Source organism: Planococcus citreus (genome assembly GCF_003664125.1).
Taxonomy (GTDB): Bacteria; Bacillota; Bacilli; order Bacillales_A; family Planococcaceae; genus Planococcus; species Planococcus citreus.
In genome coordinates this window covers 26,235-51,568 of record NZ_RCCP01000006.1, presented here as the reverse complement: position 1 = coordinate 51,568, position 25,334 = coordinate 26,235, and the positions used below count along the sequence as shown (strand labels likewise).

22 protein-coding genes are annotated in these 25,334 nt (G+C 48.8%); 14 read left to right on the top strand and 8 right to left on the bottom strand.

Going from position 1 to position 25,334, the window contains the following annotated elements:
• Positions 1-154 precede the first annotated feature (154 nt).
• The 6 genes from murC (at position 155) to ccpA (ending at position 5,907) form a co-directional block, all read left to right on the top strand.
• Positions 155-1,468: a UDP-N-acetylmuramate--L-alanine ligase gene (gene murC / locus DFR62_RS15260; protein ID WP_121301162.1), complete on the top strand. Its 1,314-nt coding sequence runs from the start codon at positions 155-157 to the stop codon at positions 1,466-1,468.
• Between the two features lie 187 nt (positions 1,469-1,655).
• On the top strand, positions 1,656-2,150 hold the full coding sequence (locus DFR62_RS15255) for a DUF948 domain-containing protein (RefSeq protein WP_058381125.1): 495 nt from the start codon (positions 1,656-1,658) through the stop codon (positions 2,148-2,150).
• A gap of 36 nt (positions 2,151-2,186) precedes the next feature.
• Positions 2,187-3,032, top strand: coding sequence for a YtxH domain-containing protein (locus DFR62_RS15250; protein ID WP_121301161.1), 846 nt, complete (start codon positions 2,187-2,189; stop codon positions 3,030-3,032).
• 17 nt (positions 3,033-3,049) lie between these two features.
• Positions 3,050-3,379, top strand: a complete 330-nt coding sequence (ytxJ, locus tag DFR62_RS15245) for a bacillithiol system redox-active protein YtxJ (protein WP_058381123.1) — start codon at positions 3,050-3,052, stop codon at positions 3,377-3,379.
• Between the two features lie 248 nt (positions 3,380-3,627).
• On the top strand, positions 3,628-4,713 hold the full coding sequence (locus tag DFR62_RS15240; protein ID WP_121301160.1) for a bifunctional 3-deoxy-7-phosphoheptulonate synthase/chorismate mutase: 1,086 nt from the start codon (positions 3,628-3,630) through the stop codon (positions 4,711-4,713).
• A gap of 195 nt (positions 4,714-4,908) precedes the next feature.
• Positions 4,909-5,907, top strand: a complete 999-nt coding sequence (gene ccpA, locus DFR62_RS15235; protein WP_121301159.1) for a catabolite control protein A — start codon at positions 4,909-4,911, stop codon at positions 5,905-5,907.
• 121 nt (positions 5,908-6,028) lie between these two features.
• Here the strand turns inward: ccpA and DFR62_RS15230 are convergent, their stop codons facing one another.
• From DFR62_RS15230 to DFR62_RS15220, 3 genes are read right to left on the bottom strand one after another with little or no spacing between them, the layout of a single operon-like run.
• On the bottom strand, positions 6,029-7,204 hold the full coding sequence (locus tag DFR62_RS15230) for an acetoin utilization protein AcuC (protein ID WP_244201661.1): 1,176 nt from the start codon (positions 7,202-7,204) through the stop codon (positions 6,029-6,031).
• Positions 7,180-7,818, bottom strand: coding sequence for an acetoin utilization AcuB family protein (locus tag DFR62_RS15225; RefSeq protein ID WP_121301158.1), 639 nt, complete (start codon positions 7,816-7,818; stop codon positions 7,180-7,182). The genes DFR62_RS15230 and DFR62_RS15225 overlap by 25 nt, the downstream gene beginning before the upstream one ends.
• A 19-nt stretch (positions 7,819-7,837) precedes the next feature.
• Positions 7,838-8,470 (bottom strand): GNAT family N-acetyltransferase, encoded by a 633-nt coding sequence (locus tag DFR62_RS15220; RefSeq protein WP_121301157.1) that lies wholly within the window; start codon positions 8,468-8,470, stop codon positions 7,838-7,840.
• A 166-nt stretch (positions 8,471-8,636) separates the two neighbouring features.
• Between DFR62_RS15220 and acsA the strand changes: the two genes are divergently transcribed.
• Positions 8,637-10,358 carry an acetate--CoA ligase gene (acsA, locus tag DFR62_RS15215; protein ID WP_121301156.1) on the top strand — a complete coding sequence of 574 codons (1,722 nt, stop codon included), beginning with the start codon at positions 8,637-8,639 and terminating at the stop codon, positions 10,356-10,358.
• A 35-nt stretch (positions 10,359-10,393) separates the two neighbouring features.
• Here acsA and DFR62_RS15210 read toward each other — a convergent pair whose 3' ends face one another.
• Positions 10,394-13,426, bottom strand: a complete 3,033-nt coding sequence (locus tag DFR62_RS15210; protein WP_121301155.1) for a transglycosylase domain-containing protein — start codon at positions 13,424-13,426, stop codon at positions 10,394-10,396.
• A gap of 366 nt (positions 13,427-13,792) precedes the next feature.
• On the opposite strand from DFR62_RS15210, the gene tyrS reads away from it, so the two are divergent.
• Positions 13,793-15,058, top strand: coding sequence for a tyrosine--tRNA ligase (gene tyrS, locus DFR62_RS15205; RefSeq protein WP_121301154.1), 1,266 nt, complete (start codon positions 13,793-13,795; stop codon positions 15,056-15,058).
• Positions 15,059-15,191: 133 nt separating this feature from the next.
• Positions 15,192-15,740: a general stress protein gene (locus tag DFR62_RS15200; RefSeq protein ID WP_121301153.1), complete on the top strand. Its 549-nt coding sequence runs from the start codon at positions 15,192-15,194 to the stop codon at positions 15,738-15,740.
• Positions 15,741-15,803: 63 nt separating this feature from the next.
• On the opposite strand, the gene DFR62_RS15195 is transcribed toward DFR62_RS15200, so the two are convergent.
• Positions 15,804-16,616: a cobalamin-binding protein gene (locus DFR62_RS15195; protein WP_121301152.1), complete on the bottom strand. Its 813-nt coding sequence runs from the start codon at positions 16,614-16,616 to the stop codon at positions 15,804-15,806.
• Positions 16,617-16,787: 171 nt separating this feature from the next.
• On the opposite strand from DFR62_RS15195, the gene DFR62_RS15190 reads away from it, so the two are divergent.
• Positions 16,788-17,354, top strand: coding sequence for a chloramphenicol phosphotransferase CPT family protein (locus tag DFR62_RS15190; RefSeq protein ID WP_158290818.1), 567 nt, complete (start codon positions 16,788-16,790; stop codon positions 17,352-17,354).
• A 58-nt stretch (positions 17,355-17,412) separates the two neighbouring features.
• On the opposite strand, the gene rpsD is transcribed toward DFR62_RS15190, so the two are convergent.
• A complete protein-coding gene (gene rpsD / locus DFR62_RS15185) occupies positions 17,413-18,015 on the bottom strand; it encodes a 30S ribosomal protein S4 (protein WP_121301150.1) in 603 nt (200 codons plus the stop codon).
• Positions 18,016-18,382: 367 nt separating this feature from the next.
• Between rpsD and megL the strand changes: the two genes are divergently transcribed.
• The gene (gene megL, locus DFR62_RS15180) at positions 18,383-19,591 is read left to right on the top strand and encodes a methionine gamma-lyase (RefSeq protein ID WP_121301149.1); all 1,209 of its coding nucleotides are present in this window, start codon (positions 18,383-18,385) and stop codon (positions 19,589-19,591) included.
• Between the two features lie 41 nt (positions 19,592-19,632).
• On the opposite strand, the gene DFR62_RS15175 is transcribed toward megL, so the two are convergent.
• Positions 19,633-20,112: a GAF domain-containing protein gene (locus DFR62_RS15175; protein WP_121301148.1), complete on the bottom strand. Its 480-nt coding sequence runs from the start codon at positions 20,110-20,112 to the stop codon at positions 19,633-19,635.
• Between the two features lie 29 nt (positions 20,113-20,141).
• Positions 20,142-20,942 carry a histidinol-phosphatase HisJ gene (gene hisJ, locus DFR62_RS15170; protein ID WP_121301147.1) on the bottom strand — a complete coding sequence of 267 codons (801 nt, stop codon included), beginning with the start codon at positions 20,940-20,942 and terminating at the stop codon, positions 20,142-20,144.
• A 150-nt stretch (positions 20,943-21,092) separates the two neighbouring features.
• Here hisJ and ezrA point away from each other — a divergent pair, with 150 nt between their 5' ends.
• From ezrA to thiI, 3 genes are read left to right on the top strand one after another with little or no spacing between them, the layout of a single operon-like run.
• Positions 21,093-22,787 carry a septation ring formation regulator EzrA gene (gene ezrA, locus DFR62_RS15165; RefSeq protein WP_121301146.1) on the top strand — a complete coding sequence of 565 codons (1,695 nt, stop codon included), beginning with the start codon at positions 21,093-21,095 and terminating at the stop codon, positions 22,785-22,787.
• A gap of 58 nt (positions 22,788-22,845) precedes the next feature.
• Positions 22,846-23,958, top strand: coding sequence for a cysteine desulfurase family protein (locus tag DFR62_RS15160; protein WP_121301145.1), 1,113 nt, complete (start codon positions 22,846-22,848; stop codon positions 23,956-23,958).
• Positions 23,955-25,157 carry a tRNA uracil 4-sulfurtransferase ThiI gene (gene thiI, locus DFR62_RS15155; RefSeq protein WP_121301144.1) on the top strand — a complete coding sequence of 401 codons (1,203 nt, stop codon included), beginning with the start codon at positions 23,955-23,957 and terminating at the stop codon, positions 25,155-25,157. Before DFR62_RS15160 ends, thiI begins: the two co-directional genes overlap by 4 nt.
• Positions 25,158-25,334: the final 177 nt, after the last annotated feature.

Genomic DNA, 25,334 nt, shown 5'->3' with positions numbered 1-25,334 from the left:
ACCTAGAAGCCGCCAGAATTACAGGAATTATTGATTATTTCAGTGCCTCCATACTTTGTGATATAATCGGAGCATTGTGAAAAACCACCCAGCTATTGATTCCGCACAGGCGGTTTGACTAGACTAATTTTCCACTCCCACAGGAGGTTCATTTATGACAGTATTACATTTTACGGGCATTAAAGGCTCTGGCATGAGCGCTCTGGCCCAAATCATGCATGATATGGGCGAGTCGGTGCAAGGCTCTGATATCGCGCAGCATTTCTTCACGGAAGAGCGGCTGCGGGAGAGAGGCATCACGATTTTGCCTTTCGATCCCGAAAACATTTCTCAGGATATGACAATTGTTGCCGGAAATGCATTTAACGACGAACATCCAGAGCTGGTCAAAGCCCGTGAAAGCGGCGCAACCATCATCCGGTACCATCAATTCCTCGGCGATTTGATGAAGCAATACGTATCGGTCGCCATCACCGGCGCCCACGGGAAAACTTCGACGACCGGGCTTATGGCGCATGTGCTGAACGGTTATAAGCCGGTCTCGTACTTGATCGGTGATGGGACAGGATCTGGCCAGGAAGATTCCCATTTCTTCGTAGCGGAAGCATGCGAATACCGCCGCCATTTCTTGGCGTATCACCCGGATTATGCAATCATGACCAATATCGATTTCGACCATCCCGATTATTTCGGCAGCATTGACGATGTTTTCAAGGCGTTTCAGGAAATGGCGCAGCAAGTGAAGAAATGCATCATCGCTTGTGGGGACGACGAATACTTGCAGCAGATTCAAGCGCCGGTGCCGGTTGTCTATTACGGTTTTGGCGAGGAAAATGATTTTCAGGCACGTAATATCGTCAAAACAACGGAAGGCACGACATTCGATGTGGTCATCCGCAATGAATTCTTCCATACGTTCACCATTCCGATGTACGGCGACCACGCTGTGCTGAACGCACTCGCTGTCATTTCGCTATGCCAGTATGAAAGCATCCCTGCTGATATCATCCAGCGCCAATTCGTGAGCTATGAAGGCGTTAAACGCCGCTTCACGGAGACAGTCATCGATGATCGCGTTTTGATCGATGATTATGCCCACCATCCGACGGAAATCCGCGCCACTTTGCAATCGGCGAGCCAGAAGTATCCTGAGCGCGAACTGATCGCGATTTTCCAACCGCATACATTCAGCCGTACGCAAACCTTCCTCCAGGAATTTGCTGATTGCCTGCAGGAAGCAGATCATGTCTATTTATGCGATATCTTCGGTTCTGCTAGAGAAGAAGCCGGCACTTTGACGATCCGGGACCTTCAGGAAAAAATCGAAGGCAGCCAGCTGCTACAATTGGAAGATGTCGAAAAACTGGCCGTCCATAATAATGCAGTATATCTTTTCATGGGAGCTGGAGATGTAACGAAATTCCAGCAAGCATATGAAGAAGTTTTAGCAATGCCGAAAAAAGCCTAACCATTACATATGGTTAGGCTTTTTTCTTATGGAGACAAAAAAGGCGTCGCAAATACAAAAATGTTTGGTTAAGCAGGGAGGCATTTAAAAGCTTTTGCCGAATAATATTAGAGGCGTGTTTAAACCCGTATAGGGCAGGGTAGAAAACAGGTATACGAAATTTAACTAAACCGAAGGAGGAAACAGAATGGATTGGTCAATCTTGCTTTACATTGCCGCGATTGTCGCCGCTGTTGGATTTTTAATTCTATGCGTAGCGCTGGCGATGACTTTGAACTCACTCAAGAACACATTAAAAGAGGTTTCCGGCACTGTTTCAGGGCTGGAGAATCAATTGCAGGGGGTTACGTTGGAGACAACAAACCTATTGCATAAGACGAACGAACTCGCTGAAGACATCACGGTCAAATCAGAGAAATTGAACGGTGTCGTCGATGCGGTCAAAGGCGTCGGAAACTCTGTAACAGACCTGAACTCTACAGTACGCCACATCACTTCACGCGTCGGCGTGCAAGTTGAGCAGAACGAAGATAAAATTGCTCAAGTGGTCCAGTGGAGCAATGTTGCAATGGGCATTGCTGATAAATGGAAAGAGCGCAAAGTATACCAAACACGCAGCACAGAGCAATACACGCCGGTTCCTGGCCAGAAGAAATTGCCAGGCAGCAGCGACCAGTATTAATACCATCTAATCACCAACATAATGGAGGAATGGACAATGGGAAAAAATAAAAATACTTATTCGAAACCTAATTATAATGAATCCCAGTACAATGGCGAGTACTATACGCAAGGCGGCAAATACAGCGACCAAGGCGGGCAATATGAACAAAGCCAATATGTACCGCAATCCTACGGTTCATCAAGCCGCTATGACGATCTATACGATTACGAAGAATCGAACGGCGGATCCGGCTTCCTGACAGGCATGATTGTCGGCGGTCTTGTCGGAGCGGCGGCAGCATTGTTCTTCGCGCCTAAAGCAGGCAAAGAATTGCAAGCTGACTTGAAGACGCAAGCGACTACTATCAAAGAAAAAGCGCAGCAGTCGAAGGACTCAAGCGATTCAAATGATGGCCCTGGCTTCACGCAGCAATTGAAAGAACAGTCGACAAAAGTGGTCGATAAAGTGAAGAACATGAAAGGCAACAATTCACCGATGGATGACGGCACTGCTTCATCTGAAGGCGAAGAAAGTGTTGAATTGCTCGAGACAGTACAAAACAAAGTCGATAACGGCGACAAAGCCGGAAACGATGCATTCACATCTACAGCCAATGCTTTGAAAGAAGCGGTTGAAGAAGTGAAAGAAGAAAACAAATCAAGCCATAACGACTCGAAGACGTCAGCGGGCACAAATGCCTCTGCAAGCCTTCAAGGATCGGCTGATGCAAAATCTTCCTCAAGCGCTAAAGGCTCTGCATCTTCACAAGGGTCTTCATCTGCAAAAGGAACTTCAAGTTCGCAGGGATCTTCAAATGCTAAAGGGTCTTCTAATTCACAAGGCTCCTCGAATGCAAAAGGATCTTCAAATCCACAAAGCAATCAGAACAAAAAGAATTAATTTTGGGAGCGGTTGAAATGGAAAACTTCGTACATGTGAGAAACTTGGATGAGCTTAAGCAAGCGGTCGGCAATGAACAGCATTATTGGCTGTTGAAACATAGCAGCACTTGCCCGGTCTCAGCAGGCGCATGGAAAGAATATTCAGAGTATGCATCATTGCATCCCCATCAATTATTCCTTTATCTCGTCGTCCAGGAAGACAAAGAACTTTCGACGTCTATCGAGGAAATCACAGGGGTTCGCCATGAATCGCCTCAACTCTTCCATTTTGCCAGCGAGCAAGTTGACTGGCATGCGAGCCATAATAAAATCAAAAGCAAAGCGATGGAAGCATTCATCGCCTAGCCCAAATGCAATAATAGGAAGAGCGGATGGATTTATTCCATCCGTTTTTCTATGGAAAAAATATTTCCTGAAACGGCTGTGCGCCCCGCCATGTGTACATTCTACCTTCAAAATTCCTCATGAAAACGCTTTAGCGCGTTGAATCGCTAAACATATTTCGTGACTTTGCTGAATAGTTTGCTTATAATGGTCATATCGTGTTAATATGACACCTATTATAGGGTCACTCTTGAAAGGGGAAGTGGAGAATGAGTCAGACAGAATTGGAACAGCTTAGAGAACAAGTGGATGCAGTAAACCTGCAAATTCTTTCTCTTATCAACGAGAGAGCTTCCGTGATCCAAGAGATCGGGAAAATCAAGGAAAAGCAAGGCGCTACTAAGTACGATCCATTACGCGAGCGTCATATGCTTAATCTATTGAAAGACAATAACAATGGTCCACTCGATCAAAAGACGGTCGATCATATTTTCAAGGAAATCTTCAAATCGGCACTCGATATGCAAGAAGAGGACAGCCGCAAAGCACTTCTCGTTTCCCGCAAGAAAAAAGCGGAAGACACAATCGTTTCCGTCAACGGCGAGAACATCGGCGAAGGCACACCATCGTTTATCTTCGGCCCATGTGCTGTTGAGTCGCAAGAGCAAGTTGACCAAGTAGCACAAGCTATCAGCGACAAAGGCTTGAAACTGATCCGAGGCGGGGCTTACAAGCCGCGTACATCGCCATATGATTTCCAAGGACTAGGGTTAGAAGGCTTGAAGATGCTGAAAAAAGCAGCTGATCAATATAAGCTTGGCGTTGTGACAGAAATCGTGACACCGCATCATCTGGAAGAAGCATTGGATTACCTGGATGTCGTTCAGGTCGGCGCACGCAATATGCAAAACTTCGAACTATTGAAAGCTGTTGGGCAGATCAACAAACCGGTGCTCTTGAAGCGCGGCATGTCTGCAACGGTCGATGAGTTCATCAAGGCAGCTGAATACATTATCGCTAACGGGAATGACCAGATCATCCTTTGCGAGCGGGGCATCCGCACATACGAAAAAGCGACGCGCAACACGCTGGATATTTCCGCGGTGCCGATCTTGAAACAAGAAACGCATTTGCCGGTCTTCGTGGATGTTACGCATTCTACTGGCCGCCGCGATTTGCTATTGCCTGCAGCTAAAGCGGCAATCGCTATCGGAGCTGATGGCGTGATGGCAGAGGTCCACCCAGATCCTGCAGTCGCACTTTCTGACGCACAGCAGCAAATGAGTTTGCCGCAATTCGATGAATACTACGATTCATTGATGAAATTCATGAAGCAGTACGAATTGAAAGTATGAGCAAAAGCCGGACTCGTTCCGGCTTTTTTGTGTTTTAAAAGGCAGGCAGCGGGGAAAGGTCATGGAATAAGGGCTTAAAGATGGACAGTTTCATGAACTTTCCCGATAAGCGCTGCTGCAATACATAATAAGAGTTGATATTCATAAAGCGGTTATCGTATCATTGAATGAAAGAATGGAACAGGAGGGCGCAAAATGACCGTTACGATTTATGATGTGGCACGTGAGGCAAATGTTTCCATGGCTACCGTATCCCGGGTAGTGAATGGCAACCAGAATGTAAAACCAGCCACAAGAAAAAAAGTATTGAAAGTGATCGAAGAACTCGGCTATCGTCCGAATGCCGTAGCTCGCGGATTGGCGAGCAAGAAAACAACAACGGTCGGCGTCATTTTACCCGATATATCGAATAGCACGTATTCTGAACTGGCACGGGGCATTGAAGATATCGCGACGATGTACCGCTACAATATCATCCTGTCCAATTCTGACCAAAATCCGAACAAAGAGCTTCAATTGCTTGAAACGATGCTCGGCAAGCAAGTGGATGGCATTGTCTTCATGAGCGATGTCATTTCGGATGAATTGCGCAAGGAGATGGAACGTTCCCCAACACCAATCGTATTGGCGGGTTCAATCGATGATACAGCATCGATCGCTTCCGTTAATATCGATTATTATGCAGCTGCCTATGAAGCGGTCAAGAAATTCATCGACAGCGGGCATAAGAAAATTGCTTATATTTCAGGGCCGTTATCGTCCGAGATCAACCGTGAACATAAGCTGAAAGCCTATCAGGATGCATTGCAGGAAGCAGGGCTCGATTATGATGAGCGCCTTGTCGTCGAATGCAATAACACCTATGAAGAAGGCCTGGAAGCTGTGAGTGAACTGGAATCGATTGAACCGACAGCTTATTTCGTCAGTAACGATGAAATGTCCATAGGCGTCATCCATGCAGTGGAAGCGCTCGGCAAACAGATTCCGGAAGACGTTGAAGTCATCACTTACGAAAACTCGAAGCTTGCACGCATGGCACGACCGATGTTGACGGCTGTGGCATTGCCGCTATACGATATCGGTGCGGTGTCGATGCGCTTGCTGACAAAGTACATGAACAACGAAGAAATCGAAGAAAACCAAGTCGTTCTGCCTTATCGCTTGGAAGAACGTCAGTCCACTAGGCATCAATAGATTTCTTTGATTACGTTTATTCAATAGAAAACCGCCCTTGCGAGGGGATTGAATCCAATCCTCAAGCAAGGGCGGTCTTTTTGTTCAAACTGCGGAATATTCCGACTAAATAAAGCGTGGCTTATTGATTGCGGATCATATACAGCGCCTTATCGAGCATTTGCTGATTTTTTTCGGTGATCTCCGCTTTTCTTGGAATCGGCTTGTACATATTTTCCGGATCTTCCCATGTCTCGATCAAAGGGACAGGGGATTCAGGCTGCCAGCGCTTGAGCCATGCTTCAGGCAACTTTCCATGCGGCAACGGATGGCTGTTCATTTCCATCCATAGGAGCGACCAAGCACGGGGTACGACCCGCCAGATGTCATAGCCGCCGCCACCGACCGCTATCCACTTGCCGTCGCAAAACTCATGCGCCAATTCATGGGCGATTTTCGGGATTTCGCGGTAGATTTCCATCGTGCTGCTCAAATGGGTCAAGGGATCCAAATAATGTGCATCAGCGCCGTTCTGGCTTAAAATGACATCCGGCTTGAAATGTTCGACGATTTCACGCATGGCGGTCCGGTAAATTTCCAAAAACGATTCATCTTCAGTGAAGGCATCGATCGGGAAATTGAATGAAGTGCCATAGCCTTGGCCACTTCCGCGTTCGTTGATATTGCCGGTGCCGGGGAATAGGTAGCGTCCCGTTTCGTGGATCGACACGGTACATACATCCGGGTCATCATAGAAGCACCATTGCACGCCGTCGCCGTGATGGGCATCCGTATCGATATAGAGGACGCGTGCACCGTATTTTTCTTTCAAGTAATGGATGGCGACCGAGCTGTCGTTATAGATGCAAAATCCCGACGCCTTTCCTCGGAATCCGTGGTGTAAACCGCCGCCGAGATTCAAGGCATGTTCGGCTTTGCCTTCCATCACTTGATCGACTGCGGTCAATGTGCCGCCCACCAAGCGGGCACTCGCTTCATGCATATTCTCGAAAATCGGCGTATCTTCCGTACCGATGCCGTAACCTTCCCCGGCTTCCGGAGTGATTTCGCCGCGGCTTGCTTTCTTGACGATATCGATATAGCGCTGGTCATGCGCGAGCAATAGTTCTTCATCTGTTGCAGTCCGTGCAGGCACAATCAAATCCTCTGGAAGGGCGTCCATTTCCCTAAGTAAATCAATGGTAAGAATGAGCCGTTTTTGGTTGAACGGATGCGTATCAGAAAATTTATACCCCAATTGATCTTCTGAATAGATGAAGACAGCGTGTTTTTTCATTCCTGCATGAGATTCGGCCATAAGACATCGAAACCTTCTTTGCGCAGATCTTCAATAATGGAAATGGGGTTCATCGTTTTGATACGGGAAGCCAGGATCTTATTGGAATTGTCTTCCCGATCCGGGTAGACGAGTACGCTCAATACATTGACTTTGTGCTCATAGAACACTTTGCTCACTTCATAGAGTGCGCCTGAACGGTTAGGGACTTTGATTTCGATTTGAGAGCCGGGTTGGTGTGCGCCGGTCAATTCGATGTACGTATACAATAAGTCGGTTTCTGTCAGAAAGCCGACAAGTTCATTTTGGCTGACGACCGGCAGGCAGCCGATCTTCTGTTCATAGAACAGCAAGGCGATTTCTTCGACAAAATCGAGCGGGTGGGCGATCATCGGATTTTTGGTCATGATCTCCGATACTTTCTTTTTATACGGTTCGCCTTTCGGGGATACCGTGAACATGGAAGGCATGGCATCTTTCAAGTCGCGGTCAGTGACGATGCCGACCACTTTCCCGTCATCGACGATGGGCGCGTGGCGAATCCGTTTTTCTTCGAACAGATCCAGCACGTCTTGGACGGTCTGGTCTGAGCGCAGCGTGAAAACATCCTTCTTCATGATTTCTTCTACTAACATACAAACACCCCTTTAGTAATCAGTACATATAGCGGTTCATGAAACGCAGCTGGTCGAACTTTTGAATCGACTCGGTATCGACGCGAGAACCGATGCGCGCCATCAGCGTGTTGGCTGGATGCGAGCTGATTTCCGGATCATCCGTGGCGAAATACTCCAGCCCCCCAGCCTGCATCATCTTTTCCATGATCTTGCGGTATTCCCAGACATTCAGCCCGGTTCCTTTTAAATCCCAATGCCAATAATATTCGGTCGTGATGACGATGAAATCGTCAAAGGCATCATCCATCATCGATACTTGCAGCAGTGCTTTGCCGACACCGGCACCGCGATATTTCGGAATGACCTCGATCGCCCCGAGCTCGATCAAGTTTTCCATCTTTCCTTCGGACCAGCGTTCAAGTGGATCGGGGTAGAGGTAGGTGACATACCCGACAATCATGTTTTGGTCACGCGCAATCAATATGCGCCCTTCCGGTAAATCCGCTATTTCCGTGATGGCTTTATGCTGCTGTTCCGGTGGGCGGAAAGCGACCAAGTCCTCATGGAAATCCAGTTCTTTCAATTCCTTAGATGGGACGGGGCCTTCGATGATGAGTGGCCCGTGTTTCGTTTTCAATTCCATCGCATTGTACGTCTTCTTATGTTCCATCATTTCACCGCCTGTGGTTGCAATTAGCTTCATTATACATGAAGGGCGGAAGGAAAAGAAAGTTGCTTGGATAAATACACCGTATTTTCTAAAGAATTAAAATTATTAGCATTTACCTTCCAGGTTGATGTAGAATATAGAGAAACAAAGGGAAAGGGTGATTTATGTGAAAGTGGAAGCGTTACCAGCAAAACCAGGGGAGCATCATTTACATAATTACGAAGAGCAGTCGGCGAGTTTCGATTGGTCGGAAGTTGAAAAAGAGTTCAGCTGGTCTCAAACCGGAAAAATCAATATGGCCCATGAGGCGATTGACCGCCATGCTGAATCGGACCGCAAAAACAAAGTCGCTCTCTATTATAAAGACCAGCATCGTCATGAAACCTATACATTCTATGAGATGAAGCGCATGACGAACCGCGCGGCGAATCTTTTGAAATCGCATTCCGATTTGGAGAAAGGAGACCGCATCTTCATCTTTATGCCGCGTTCTCCTGAACTGTATTTCCTGATGTTCGGTGCATTGAAGATGGGCTTGATCGTTGGGCCGCTATTTGAAGCATTCATGGAAGGGGCAATCTACGACCGTCTGGATGACAGCGACGCCAAAGCGATCATCACGACGCCGGAATTGCTCCCGCGCATCCCGAAAGACCGTCTTCCCAATTTGAAGACGATCTTCCTAGTGGGAGCGGAAGGGGCAGAAGAAAGCGGGGGCCATGTCGATGTGCTCAAGCATCTTGATTCCTGCTCGGATCAATTCGATGTCGAATGGCTGGAAAAAGAAGATGGATTGGTTCTTCATTATACATCCGGTTCTACAGGCAAACCAAAAGGCGTCCTGCACGCGCAATATGCCATGGTGCAGCAATACCAGACAGGTAAATGGGTGTTGGATTTCCAGGAGCAAGATATTTATTGGTGCACAGCTGACCCAGGCTGGGTGACGGGAACGGCTTACGGCGTGTTCTCTCCGTGGCTGAACGGCGTCACGACTGTCATTCTCGGGGGTCGTTTCTCTCCGGATGCCTGGTATCAGGCAATTGAAGATTTTGGTGTCACGGTATGGTATAGTGCCCCGACAGCGTTCCGCATGTTGATGGGCGCAGGTGATGCATTGGTGAAAGAATACGATCTGTCCACATTGCGCCACGTTTTATCCGTGGGTGAGCCGTTGAACCCGGAAGTCGTCAAGTGGGGTGCGCAAGTGTTCGATAAACGGATCCACGATACATGGTGGATGACGGAAACAGGGGCACAAGTCATTTGCAATTACCCATCGATGGCAATCAAGCCAGGCTCGATGGGCAAACCGATACCAGGTGTGCAAGCGGCGATTGTAGATGATCAAGGCAAGGAATTGCCGGCGAATCAAATGGGGAATCTGGCGATTAAAAAAGGCTGGCCATCCATGATGCGCCAAATCTGGAACAACCCGCAAAAGTACGACTCCTATTTCTTGAATGATGAATGGTATGTGTCTGGAGACTCGGCTTATATGGACGAGGATGGGTATTTCTGGTTCCAAGGAAGAGTGGACGATGTCATTATGACGTCAGGCGAGCGTGTTGGGCCATTCGAAGTCGAAAGCAAACTACTCGAGCATCCGGCAGTCGCTGAAGCAGGTGTCATCGGCAAACCTGATCCGGTGCGCGGGGAAATCATCAAAGCGTTCGTCGCGCTTGTTGAAGGCTACGAGCCATCCGATGAACTGATCGAGGACATCCGGCAGTTTGTCAAAAAAGAACTGGCTGCACACGCAGCACCGCGTGAAATTGAATTTAAAGACAAGCTTCCGAAAACGCGAAGCGGCAAAATCATGCGCCGTGTCTTGAAAGCTTGGGAATTGGATCTGCCGACTGGCGATTTGTCCACAATGGAAGATTAAAAAAAGCCCCTCTGCTAAATGCAGAGGGGCTTTTGTCATGCTGCGTCTTCTTCGTTCTCTGGAGTTTCCGTGTCAGGTTCTGACTGCTCTTCTGGTTGTTCCGGTTCTTCCGGTTCTTCAGGTGGTGCTTCTTCCTCTTCTTCTGGTTCTTCTTCCGGTTCTTCTGGAGCTGGAGTTTCTTCGGCTGGTTCTTCCTCAGCCGGTTCTTCTTCCGGCTCTTGTCTTTCTGTTTCTTGCGCTGGCGCCGGAGTTTCTTCTCTTTCAGGTTCCGGTTCCGGGGCAGGAGCAGGTTCTGGTTCAGGAGCAGGTTCCGGTTTTGGCGCTGCAATCGTCACGCCATTGGACGCTGCCGATTGACGGCCTGTAATATCCACTGCGACGACTGTATAAGTTCCAGGGCCAGGTGCGCTAAAGGAGTTACTGCTCGATTCTGAAACTGAAGCGACTCTGCTACCGCCGCGGAATACACGGTAACCGACGACATCGTTTGAAGCGGAATCGCTCCACGTGATTGTGCGTCCATTGATCGAAGTGCCGACAGGGGCAGGGGCCGCGCTGTCTGCATCGAACTTGGCGCTGGAGACGACGTTGCTGAATCGTGAACTGCCAGGGAATAATTTGCCTGCGTCTCCTCCGAATGGAGCGAGCATGCGATCGACGTATTCTTCTGAAACGCCGAGGCCGCCGCCTGACACAAATTCACTTGGAGTATTTGACAAAGCAGCATAGCGTTTGCCGTTGATGGTCGTGTATGAGCCGCTGCTCAAGCTGTCGTCGCCATCTTTAGGCGTCATGATATCAGCGATGAACAAGTCGGAGCGGACCAAGCCGGCTTTTTTACAAGCTTCGTTCGGAGCGAATCCAGAGATTCCGCAGAACGAGCGGCTGACGATGCCATCTGGTTCCTGGAATTTGTCTCCTGAACCGATAGCGTCAGGTGCGACGTCATAAGTTGCATTCATCAAGTTCGCCCATAATTGGTTGACGCGGACGGATGGCTGCAAGTTTTGGTTTCTGAAATTATCGAGAGAATACTTTTCTTTATCATAGCCGAGCCAAACGCCCATCGTGATGTTCGGGTTATAGCCGACGAGCCAGACATCGCGTGTTTCTTGTGTCGTTCCGGTCTTGCCGGCAAAGTCCGCGTTGAACTTCAGCATGCCGTTTGCGCGATTGGCCGTTCCGCGATCTGTCTTGAAGACATCGCGAAGCATATCGGTCAATACGTAGGAAGCTTGAGGCGTGAAGACGTCTTTCGCTTCGGCTTCATGTTCATAAATGACATTGCCATCTGCATCTTCGATTTTATCGATCATCGTTGTTTCCATATGCTTGCCGCCATTGGCGAGAGCTGCATAGGCATTCGCGACTTCTTCAACAGACCCTTCAATGCCGCCGCCAAGTGCTGAGGAAACGACGCCATCACCTTCATCTACGCGCGAGAAGCCATTGTCGATCAAATATTGGATCGGCATGTCGTCGCGCATTTGAGCAAACAAGCGCAAGGCGGGAAGGTTCTGCGATTGTGCAAGTGCATCGCGTGCCGGCATGATGCCTTGCTCGCTTGTTGGAATGAAGTTCGTTGGTTCATAGCTATTGCCGTTATCGTTCATTGTAAATTTCACATCGACCACCGGGCTGCCGGCGCCGATCAAGCCATTTTCCAAGGCTGGGCCGTAAACGAGCAGGGGCTTAACCGTAGAACCGATCGAGCGATAGGCTTGTGTTGCGTGGTTCAAGTTTTCGATTTCGTGGTCACGTCCGCCAACAAAGCTTAGAATACGGCCGGTGTCGTTTTCCAAAGTAACACTGCCGACTTGTACAGGCAGTTGGCGGGTTTTTGTTTCGCCGTCTTCATCGATATAATCCTCGGATAGGGTCGTGCCGTATCCTTGATAGGCTTTTTGTGTCTTTTCTTGCGCAATATACAGTTCTTTATTGATACTCGAATGGATTCGGTAGCCATTCGACCGCACAGCGCGGTCAGCTAAAATTGCATATTCCTCATAGAGGTTTTGATCCTGGTCCAGTGTTTCAGGATCAATGCCATTTTGCTCGGCCAGCACATCCATGATGATGCGGGTGGCGCGTTTCTCTAACTCTGCAGTTACGAAAGGATGATCTTCGTATGAGCGGGTTTCACCAGTTCTGAAGTCTGCGACAATATCGTACTCCAAAGCTTCTTGATATTCCGCTTCGGTGATATAGCCTGTTTCAAGCATGCGGTACAAGACCGTTTTCATGCGGTTGAGGCCAGGCTCAAGGCCGGCCTCCTCTTTAACTTCACCCCTGTTTGTATATGGTGTGTAACTGAAAGGCGCTTTCGGGATGCCGGCGATGAATGCCGCTTGCGGCAAGTTCAAGTCGCTTGCAGGAACATCGAATATGCCTTTAGCAGCCGTTTCGATCCCTGCGATGTTCGTGCCCGCTGAATTTCGGCCATATGGGATGATATTCAAATAAGCTTCCATAATGTCTTCTTTGTTCATGAATTTCTCAAGACGCATCGCCAAGAGGATTTCTTTCGCTTTGCGTTCATAAGATACTTCGTTTGTCAAAATCTGGTTTTTGATTAATTGCTGGGTCAACGTTGATCCGCCTGATTGGCTGTCCGAATTGGAGACATCCTGGAACAAGCCACGCATGATTGCTTTCGGGACAATTCCTTCATGTTCAAAGAAATACTCATCTTCAGTAGCTAGGACTGCATCGATAGCCACATCGGAGACATCTTCCAAAGTCGTTTCTTCGCGGTCAAGGTCGGTTTGCAGTTTGCCAAGGTAGGTATTGTCGGCAAAGTACAATTGGGAAGTTTCTTCATAGCTATAGATGTCCGACAGCATTTCCTCTTCAGTCCGCAGCTGTTCTTCGTCCACCAGTGAAGCGAAATAGCCGGCTCCTGCCGATGCGGCAAACACGCCGCCCGCCACCAGTATAATAGCTAGAATGATTGCCAAATTCCAAATGACGCCCGTCGTGATTTTAAAACGCCTAAACCACTTATGGGAAGTCCATCTATCGGTTGTTTCCTCTGCCTTCAATAACCATCTTCTAAATTTATCTTGCACATTATCCCCCTCCTAAAAATCTTTTTCATTATAGCATAATCCGATAATTGAAACGAAAGATATTGACAATCTTTAGGATTCGAGTACACTACATAATAGAATCTTCATAATCAAACGGAGAACGGCCCCCAGTAGGGCATGCAATTTTGAAACCAGAGAGCCGGTGGATGGTGCAAACCGGCCAAAATGCATGCGTCGAATTACAGGCCTGGAGTTTGCGGAAGTGCCCCGTCTGGCACGTTCAAGTGGGAGGATGTGTCCTCCAAGCTGGGTGGTACCGCGCATATGCGTCCCTGCATGAATTTCATGCAGGGGCTTTTTTGTGTCCCGGCAATCAGGTGAAGCAGATAAAGGGAGGAAATTTACATGACAAATGCATTAATCGACGATTTAAACTGGCGTGGGCTTCTGTACCAGCAAACAGACGAAGAAGGAATGGCAGAAGTGCTAGACCAGGAAAAAATTTCACTGTATTGCGGTGTCGACCCGACTGCCGACAGCATGCACATCGGCCATATCGTGCCGCTTTTGACTTTGCGCCGTTTTCAATTGCACGGCCATCGCCCGATCCTTTTGGTGGGCGGGGCAACCGGCATGATCGGGGATCCATCTGGACGCAACGAAGAGCGCCAATTGCAATCGACGGAACAGATCGACCGCAATGTCGATTCGATCAAAAAGCAAATGGAACAGATCTTTGACTTCCAGACGGAGAACGGGGCGAAAATGGTCAATAACCGCGACTGGATCGGCGGCATGAGCGTCATCGAGTTCCTGCGCGATTTCGGTAAATTAATTTCCGTCAATTACATGCTGGCGAAAGATTCGGTCGCATCGCGTCTCGAAGGCGGAATTTCGTTTACGGAGTTTTCCTATACCTTAATCCAAGCGATCGACTTCAACCATCTTTACAATGAATACAATTGCCGCGTTCAAATCGGCGGGTCGGACCAGTGGGGCAATATCACCTCAGGTCTCGAAGTGATCCGCAAGACGCACGAAGAAGAAGCGAAAGCGTTTGGCATTACAATCCCGCTTGTAACAAAAGCGGACGGCACAAAATTCGGCAAGACGGCGGGTGGCGCAGTTTGGCTTGATGCGAAAAAGACCTCCCCTTACGAGTTCTACCAGTTCTGGATCAATACGGCTGATGCAGATGTCGTGAAATACTTGAAGATTTTCACGTTCCTCGAAAAACAGGAAATCGAAGCACTCGCCGAAAGTGTTGAAACGGAAGCGCATCTCAGAAAAGCGCAAACCGTGCTCGCGGAAGAAATGACCAAGCTCATTCACGGGCAAGAAGCACTCGCAGATGCCCAGCGCATCACAAAAGCATTGTTCAGCGGCGATCTGAAAAGTTTGAGCGCAGACGAAATGAAAGCGGCGTTCAAAGACGTTCCTTCTGTCGAGATGACGAAACAAGCGAAGCCGATCGTCGATTTGATTGTCGACAGTAAAGTATCTCCTTCGAAACGCCAAGCACGTGAAGATATCACGAACGGTGCGATTTCGATTAACGGCGAGAAAATCCGCGACCTGGAATACGTGGTTGATGAAAAAGACCGTTTGGATGACGAATTCGCGATCGTCCGGCGTGGCAAGAAAAAATACCATATGATCCATTTCGTTTAAACACTGACGCCGCCAGCATTTGCTGGCGGCGTTTTTTGATGTTGTGAAATGTTTAGCGCATCTTCGATGGGGAAACATATATCACTAAGATGCATGAACAGGATTCCAAAATATGAAATGGAGGGCGAGTAATATGTCACGAGTGGTCGGATCATACGGTACGGAAATGGAAGCGGTGGAAGTCATCGAAGATCTTCAGCGGCAAGGCTACCGCGACGAAGACATTTCAGTGCTCAGTAAAGATAAGGGTGATGTAGAGCGCGTAACAGAAGAAACTGGGACGCAGGCCGGTGAAGGAGCCGCTGCCGGTGCCGCTACAGGCGGAGCGCTCGGCGGTCTCGGCGGCGTCTTGGCCGGCCTTGGCGCGCTGGCAATTCCGGGCATCGGGCCAATCGTTGCAGCTGGCCCGATTGCAGCCGGTTTGACAGGCGCAGCAGCGGGAGCGGGCGTTGGTGGGATTGCCGGCGCTTTAATTGGCCTTGGCGTCCCTGAAGACGAAGCAAAAAGCTACGAAGAACAGTTTAAAGAAGGGCACATTCTCGTACTAGTGGAAGACGATGAAGCGAAACAGCCCGACCGCAATGATGTGGACCGGTTTACAGAAAATGATGATCCATTGATCGGTACCGAACGCTCAACAAATATTCGCGGTGATGCCGGGCCGGGGCGCGACCGGCTGTAAAGTTGGATAGACGAAAAAACCCCGCGGCGCTGTTATGCGCCGTGGGGTTTTTGGGGTCTTGCATTATACATGCGATTGCTTTTCTTTAATGAATGAAGGGAGCGGGAAATCCGCGAATGCTTGTGGATGGACCAATTTGCCGAGTTTGATGGCCCCTTCGATCAACCTGGGGGATGGCCGGCAGAATAAAGCCTCTTCCATCACATGGATATGTTCGATCGCTTTCATCGATTTCCAATCCGGGCGTTTCAAGACAAGTTCTGGTTTGACTTTCGAGGTCATGATGCCGACCCAAGCGAGCAAAATATAGTCCGGATTGCGTTGTTTAACGGCATCCCAATCTGTTTGGATGTTCGCCGGTTCCTCATCTTCGAAACAATTGCGGGCGCCGACAAGCCGGCTGATTTCGCTGAGCCAATTGACGCCTCCCGGGGTGAAGACGGGTTTTGGCCACCATTCCCAGTAGAGGGACGGAGAGGACGTGGCGCTGTCGCCTCGTTTTTTCAATTCGGCGATCGCTGCGTCATATTCCGCGAGAACCGCTGAGCTGTCGAAGTGAATGGCTTCGGCGACCGTTTCCAGATCATTGCGGATGTCCGCGAGCGATTGCGGGTCCAGGATAAGGTGCGGAATGTTGCGTTTTTCGAGCTCTTCAATATTTTTTTCCATGCCGGGCACGCTGAGCGATGCCAGGACGATGTCTGGCGCAAGGGCTTCGACTTCATCCATGCGTATTGAGAGATCCGGCCCCAGACGCGGAAGCCGTTCGATGCTCTTCGGCCAGTCGGAATAATCATCGACGCCGACCAGCAGATGATCGGCTTTCAAAAAAGCGAGCAACTCGGTATTGCTTGGGCAAATGGATACGATTCGCATAAAGACGCCTCCTTTATATGGCTACAGTGTAGCATAGCCCGCGAGAGGAATCGACGACATAAAAGGAGTTGGCGCTATTTTGAGGGGAAGTTTAGAATACATTATAGAGAATAGAGGCCGAAAGCGAATTCGGGATATAGCGCCGGTATGGTCAAGAAAGGGGTCAGCGCGATGATAAACAAAGGGAAAATCATCTTATTAAATGGTGTTTCCAGTTCAGGAAAATCTTCTTTAGCTAAGCTGTTGGCAACAAAATTGGAAGGGTATTTCCATTTTGGCATTGACGACTTTGATCTAGTAATCGAGAAAATGGAAAATCGCAACACGTCAAAGTTGATACCCATTCCGACAGAAGTGTTTTTTCACGAGACTGTAAAGCTGTTTTCGGATAAAGGCATCCACTTGATTGTCGATCAAATCCTTCATGATGAGGAAACGATTTCCCATCTTGTATCTGTATTGAAGGAATATCCGGTGCTTTTTATAGGCATCCATTGCAGTGTAGAGGAAATCGACAGGCGGGAAAAGAACAGAGGGAACCGAATAATTGGGCAAGGACGGGCGCAATTGGAGTTTGTCCATCGCCAAAATGAAACCTATGACATTGAAGTCAATACAATGGAAACCTCTCTTGAAGTGGCTGCAGAGAGGATCGTTGCAAGGATAATGGATGGGGAAGCAATTGGCGGATGGACGAATTTTAGTGAAAGTTGGAGTAAAAAGCTGGCCGAAGAATAATTGCCATAGAAAATAGAAAAAACCCTCCAGGCGAACCTGGAGGGTTTTCGTCAATCGATTAACGTGAGTAGAACTCAACGATCAATTGTTCGTTGATTTCAGCAGACAATTCGCTGCGCTCTGGGAGACGGACGAATGTGCCTTCTTTTTTGTCAGCGTCGATTGAAACGTATTCTGGAACGAAGCTGTTAACTTCGATCGCTTCGTTAACAACATCAAGGTTGTTGGACTTTTCGCGGAAAGCGATTGTTTGTCCTGGTTTCACAGCGTAAGACGGGATGTCTACACGTTTGCCATCAACAAGGATGTGGCCGTGGTTTACCAATTGGCGGGCTTGGCGGCGAGTGCGCGCAAGGCCGAGGCGGTAAACGACGTTGTCAAGGCGTGTTTCAAGCAAGATCATAAAGTTCTCGCCGTGTTTGCCTTCCATTTTACCAGCTTTGTTGAACAAAGTTTTGAACTGGCGTTCGTTAACTCCGTACATGAAGCGTAGTTTTTGTTTTTCTTGCAATTGCAAACCGTATTCAGAAACTTTACGGCGTTGGTTAGCACCGTGTTGACCTGGTGCGTAAGGGCGTTTTTCGAGTTCTTTACCTGTGCCGCTCAAAGAAATTCCAAGGCGACGTGACAGTTTCCATGCTGGACCTGTATAACGAGACATAATGAGTCTCCTCCTCTAATTTGGTTTTTAGAGTAAAATAAAAACCAGATGTATTCATGCTGTAAGCCATTTTGTTTTCATGTACCTTCGCTCAGCAGCCAAGAGTTACGCGATACACCTCTGTCTAGACGAAAGCACCGGAAACCCGGTTCACGCTTTTCTGGACAAGGAACAAAATGGGCAAACCCGCACATACAACTGCTGCGATTATTTTACACAAAGGCTAGTATACCCGATATCGACTGCGGCAGTCAATGGATAATGGGCAAGAAGCGCAGAAATGGCACTTTCTTTTTTTGCGTTCTCAGAGTAAAATGGAGATAGTTGTAAATGTAAGCGCTTTCTATTTTTGTTGAGGGGTGTATGAATGATGAGACAAAAGAAAAAGTTTGAAACAGCAGTGATTCATGAGGGTTATGACAGTTCTGTGCATCATGACAGTTTGGCTACGCCGCTTTATCAAACGTCCACGTATTCGTTCGCGAATGCCGAACAGGGAGAAGCCCGTTTTGCTGGGGAGCAGGACGGAAATATTTATTCGCGCCTCGGCAATCCGACAGTGCGCGTCTTGGAACAGCGCATGGCGGAGATCGAAGGCGGGGGAGGCGCACTGGCATTTGGGTCGGGGATGGCCGCAGTCAGTGCGATCCTTGTCCATTTGACGAAAGCAGGCGACCACGTGCTGTGTTCGCGTGGTATTTACGGCTGCACATTCGGGTTATTGGAAATCATGGAAGACAAGTACGGCATTACGCATTCGCTCATTGCGATGACGACTGAAGAACAAATCGAACAGGCGATCCGTCCGGAGACGAAAGTCATTTATGTCGAAACGCCAATCAATCCGACGATGGAACTTGTCAATTTACGCGCGGTTGAAGCCGCTGCACAAAAACATGGCTTACGGGTGGTTGTCGACAATACGTTCAGCTCGCCGTATCTGCAGAATCCGCTCGAGTTCGGCGCTGATTTCGTACTTCACAGCGCGACCAAGTATTTGAACGGCCATGGCGATGTCGTCGGCGGTGTACTCGTCGGGGCAGATGCGGAGGAAATGCAAATGATCCGCATGACCGTCCAGAAAGATTTCGGGGGCATCATGTCACCGTTTGATGCCTGGCTGTTGATCCGCGGATTGAAGACTTTGCATGTGCGGATGGACCGCCATATCGACAATGCGGAAAAGGTCGTCGCGTTTCTCCAGGGCGAACAGGCGGTCAAGCGTATTTTGTATCCATTTGATGCTGGACACCCGCAAGTGTCGATTGCCAAAGACCAGATGCGCCGCGGCGGCGGATTGATCTCGTTCGAGCTAGAAGGCGGAAAAAAACAAGCGCAGGAATTTTTGAATGCCTTGTCGCTCATCAAGATTGCCGTAAGCCTGGGGGATGCCGAAACCTTGATCCAGCATCCGGCAACGATGACCCATGCGGTCGTGCCTCCGGAAGAGAGGGAACGGATGGGCATCAGCGATTCACTCGTGCGCTTGTCGGTCGGGCTTGAGAACGTCGAGGATTTAATGGCCGATCTTGAGCAGGCTTTCGCTCAAATCAAATCCAATTTGCAGGAAATCTAAAAAAGATCCCGGCAGATAGTCTGCCGGGATCTTTCATGCGTTTAGATGTGCTTCAATAAGGTTTCTGCAAACTTTTCAAGCCCGGTGCGGTCTTCGTCCGTAAAACGGGCAAGTTCCGGGCTATCGATGTCGAGCACGCCGTAAGCTTCGCCGTCTTTGAATAGCGGTACGACGATTTCCGAACGGGAAGCAGCATCGCAGGCAATGTGGCCAGGAAAAGCATGGACATCATCGATGAGCATCGTTTCATTTTTGTCGATGGCCGTGCCGCATACCCCTTTTCCGACCGGGATGCGGACACAAGCCGGCATTCCCTGGAATGGGCCAAGGACAAGCTCGCCGTCTTCCATCAAATAAAATCCGACCCAATTGATGCGGTCAAGGAATTGGCCAAGCAATGCAGAAGCATTCGATAAATTGGCGATGCGGTTCGGTTCGCCTGCAAGAAGGGCGTCCAATTGTTTATTGAGCAGGTTGTATTGCTCTTCGCGTGTGCCGCTGTAAGTGGATGTAGCAAACATGGAATCATCTCATTTCTAAAAGTTTCTATTTAATAGTGTTCAGTATAAAAGCGATCCGCGTATTTGTGCAAGCCTTCAGCACTATGGGCATCGGACCCGAAGACGAGCGGTATGCCGAGTGTACGTGCATAGGAGATATAAGGCTCCGGCGGATAGAATTCCAGGCAGCCTGGTTTTGACAGCCCCGCGGAATTGACATCCAGTTCATAGCCATGTTCTTTTATCATTCTGAGGATTTTACGGATGCGCGCATCGTCATCGATTTGTTCCTGATGGACGTGCTGAAATTTATGGCATAAAGTCGGATGGCCGATGCGATTCGGTTTATGGGGCCCGAGGTCTGCCAATATGGAAGCTTCGACCGTATCATAATACAGGTCGTAAACGGCTTGTACAGAACCCATGTCTTTTGCAAGGTCCATAAATACTTCCGCACTGAAGTCAGAGCAGATCCAGCGGTCTTGATAGCGCAGAAAATGGACCGACAGAATGGCGTCGTCCAGTTTTGGCCCTGCTTGTTCGAGCAGTTGTGCTGTCTGTTTTTCGAAGCCTTCGATAAAATCCACTTCCAGGCCGCTGCGGATCCGCATACCTGGCGCTTGCGCTTTGGCCTTATCGAGCGCTTCGAAATAGGCTGGCAACTCGCCCAATTCCATGCCGCTGTCTTGATCGGGCGTCGTATCTATAAAGCCGGCAGGCAGAGGGGCGTGCTCGGTAAAGCTGATATCCGAGAATCCACTTTTTTCCGCTTTTTCGATATAAGCCCAGAACGGGTCGCTTGTTCCATGGGGGCAGAATGGGGTATGGATATGGCCGTCGCGTTTATTCATAAAGTTCACCATCTTTTCAATTTGATAAAATTATTCCCTGTTTTCTTCTAATTTGGCAAACAAAAGAGTAGAATACATGTTAAAATAAAAGAATCATTAAACATACTTATGTAACCGGTAATGTATTTGGAACAGGGGGCTAAATGACTTATGATGGAGTATATCATCATTGCGGTCATCATTCTATTGGCGCTGCTTATCATCGGCATGGTGTTTCGAAAAAAACACAATGCGGAAATCGAGCGTCTGGAACAACTGAAACTGCAACTAAAAGAGAAACCAATTATGGAAGAACTTACTAAAGTGAAACAATTAAACTTGAACGGCCAGACAGAGGAAATGTTCGAGCGCTGGCGTAATAAATGGGACGAAATCATGGATGTCGATATCCCGAAAATAGATGCAACACTCTATGACGCAGAAGAATCGATCAAGCGCTTTAACTTCCCGAAGGCTTCCAAGCTTGAAAAACAAGCCGAAGTGAAAATAGATGACGCCGACCAGCAAATCGCGGTCATCTTCGCGGAACTGGACGAGTTGATCGGCAGCGAAGAGAAAAACCGCAGCGAGATGGATTTGATTCAGGACAAATACGTTCGCGCCCGCAAAAACTTGCTCGCGCATAAGTCTTCGTACGGCGCAGCTGCCGGTCCGCTTGAGAAGCGCTTGGAGTCATTCGTCCAACGCTTTGAGGAATACGACCAGTTGACGGATGAAGGCAATTACTTAAGAGCGCGTGAGACGGTCATCAATCTATCGGCTGACAGCGCACAAGCCTTTATGCTGGTAGACGATATCCCGATGATGCTGACGGAAATCGATGAGAAGATTCCACAGGATTTGGCGCAACTGCGCCAAGGCAAACAAGAAATGGAAGAGCAGTCGTATTACCTCAACCATCTTGGGTTGACCGAAAAGATCGAAGAAATCGAACAAGAGCTGGCTGTCTTGAAAAAACAACTGGAAACTTTGGAAGTAACCGATAGCAAGAACCGTGTCGACGAAATAAAAGACCGAATCGATGCCATGTACGACCTGCTTGAAAAAGAAGTAGCGGCAAAACATTATATCGACCAGCATTTGATGGACACAGAGCGCCACCTGCAAGTGGTCGCGCGCGATACCCAGGAACTGGAAGAAGAAAGCCGTTATGTGCAGCATAGCTATAAAATCACGGACCAAGAAGCGGCAATTCCGAAGACTTGCTTAGAGAAAGTCGAACAGCTTGCAAAGCGCTTTGAACTATTGGCGAACCGGTTGGAAGAAGACCAATCCGCCTATTCAAGCCTCCAAGATGAATTGATGCACATCCGTGAAGATTTGACGATCGTCGATTCCACGCAGATGGACTTTACCGATGCATTGAAAAACTTGCGCGTCGAGGAAAACAAGGCCCGCATTCATGTGGAGGAACTGAGGCGCCGCCTTCAAGAGACGGACCGCATGTTGCATAAAGCGAATATCCCGGGTATTCCGGAAGACATGGATGTCCGTCTCGAGGAAGCCGAAGAGCATTTGTTTGTCGCGATGCGCGCGCTTCGCGAAGTGCCCCTTAATATGAAGCTAGTCGATAATTATATGGAACAGGCAGAAACGAGTATTACGGATGTGGAGATCAAAGCAAAAGAAATGGTCGAAAACGTCTTGCTAGTGGAACGCATTATCCAGTACGGAAACCGTTACCGGAAGACGAATCCACAGCTTCACGCCCATCTTTTGGAAGCGGAAGAATCGTTCCGCCAAATGCGCTATACGAAAGCGCTCGAAGAAGCGGCGACGGCTGTCGAGAATTTTGAACCCGGTTCGATGAAACGCATTGAAGTGCTCGTAAAAGATAAGGACTAAGAAAATAACGAAACCACCAGCAGATAAGCTGGTGGTTTTCTTTTCGGAGGGATTGCAAATGATTTATTTGGATAATAGCGCAACGACCGAACCCGACCCGCAAGTGCTCGAAACCTATGTAAAGGCGAGCAGCCGCTATTTCGCGAATCCGGCTTCGCTGCATCGCCTGGGAAACGAAGCGGAAGATTTACTCGAGTCGGCGCGCAGCCAGATCAAAGGCCTGCTCGGCTATGGGCGCATAATTTTCACATCCGGCGGCACCGAAGCGAATAACCTGGCGATTCGGGGGGCCGCTCATGCCAATCAAGAAAAAGGGCGGCACATCATCTCGTGCAAAACCGAACACCCATCGGTTTTGGAACCGTTGAAGCAACTCGAAAAAGAAGGATTTGAAATCACGCTGCTTTCAGTCGATAGAAAAGGCGCGATCGATCTCGCTGACCTGCAGCAGGCGCTTCGGGTAGATACAATTCTCGTCAGCCTGATGCAAGTCAATAATGAAATCGGCACGATCCATCCGCTGGCAGACATTCGGCGCATGCTTAACAACCACCGGGCGCTGTTTCATGTTGACGCCGTGCAAGGCGCCGGTAAACTGCCACTAAGTGAGCAAGAGATGCCGGATTTACTGACCGTCTCTGCACATAAGTTCCATGGGTTGAAGAACAGCGGGGTTTTGGCCGTCCATAAGGCGGAACTCGAACCGATCTTGTTCGGCGGCGGCCAAGAAGGTGGACTTCGCAGTGGCACGGTCTCGGTTCCGAATGCTGCAGCATTGGCAAAAGCATTGCGCCTTGCAACACCAAACCCTGATCATCTAGAATGGAATGCGGAATTGCGCAGCTTTTTCGCTGGATACAAAGACATTTTCATCGTCAGCCCATCCAGTGCAGCGCCGCATATCCTGGCTGTGGCGATCAAGGATGTGCGCGGGGAGACTTTAGTCGGTGCCTTGCAGCAAGAAGGCGTCATCGTTTCCACTTCGAGCGCCTGTTCTTCCAAGAATAAGCAGGCAAGCCACGTCATTGAAGCAATCGGCTTGCCGCGCGAATACCGTGACGGCACAATCCGCATCAGCTTTGGCGCTATGACCACCCATGAAGACATCAGCGAATTGAAGAAACGTTTCCATAAAGCGCATCAATTGATCAAAGGAGTCGAACAATCATGAAAACCAATCAAATACTTATCCGCTACGGCGAGCTGTCGACAAAAGGCCGCAACCGAAAAGCGTTCATTTCACGGCTCCGCAATAATATACAGACTTTATTCGCAGGCACGCCGACTTTGCGCATCAAAGCCGAACGCGACCGGATGTTCCTATTCTGCGACGACGAACAAGGCATGGAAGACATTGTGTCTCGCCTTCCTTATGTGTTCGGCATCCAGTCGTTCAGCCCTGTGACACAGACGAGCCTGGAATTGGATGAGATGAAGCATACTGCTTTGTCGATCGTCAGCAAGATGGATACCAAGGACAAGAGCTTTAAAGTTTCCGTCAAAAGGCCAAACAAGGAATTTCCCTACGAAAAACCGGAGATCATGCGCACAATCGGGGGATATGTACTCGGTAATACGCCTGAGCTGACAGTCGCGATGAGAAATCCTGACATCGACTTGAGTGTTGAAATCCGCCAAGATGCCGCTTATATGATGGCTGAAACGATCCAAGGCGCAGCCGGATTGCCGATTGGCGCAGGTGGCAGGGCGCTATTGATGCTGTCAGGGGGAATTGACAGCCCTGTTGCGGGATATCATATGCTCAAGCGGGGAGTCAGGCTTGAATTGATCCACTTCTTCAGTCCGCCGTTTACGACCGAGCGTGCAAAAGAGAAAGTGCTCGATCTTGCCGAGAAATTGAGCGGCTTTGGGTCTCCTGTCACCTTGCACATCATTCCGTTCACAGAAATCCAGCAGGAAGTCCATAAGCAAGTGCCGGACAATATCACGATGACGTCCACGCGCCGGATGATGATGCGCATAGCGGATGCCGTGCGCGCAAAAACCGATGCCAAAGCAATCATTACCGGCGAAAGCCTTGGCCAAGTCGCCAGCCAGACGCTTGAGAGTCTGCAAGCTATAAACGCAGTGACAAACACGCCGATTTTGCGCCCCTTGATCGCACAGGACAAACTTGAAATCATCGAAACGGCGCAAGCGATCGGCACATACGATATTTCCATCCGACCATATGAGGATTGCTGCACGATCTTCACGCCGGCCAACCCGAAAACGAAACCAAAAACCGATAAAGTAGAGCATTACGAGAGCTTTGTATCATTCGACGAAATGATCGACCGAGCGGTAGCAGAGCGCGAGATCATCGAATTCCCAAGAAAGAAGCAACAGCGTTTCGAAGACTTGCTGTAATCCGATTCACTCGAAAAGCCCAGCCAAGAACAGAAAGTTTGTTCTTGGCTGGGCTTTTGTTATGACATAAATTCGTTATTCTATTAGAACGATCACTTGAAATATTGATATTGGTTTTGGAAAGAAATCACTAGTGTCAAATTAATTAAGTTAGAAAATCAATTGAAATTGAAGTCG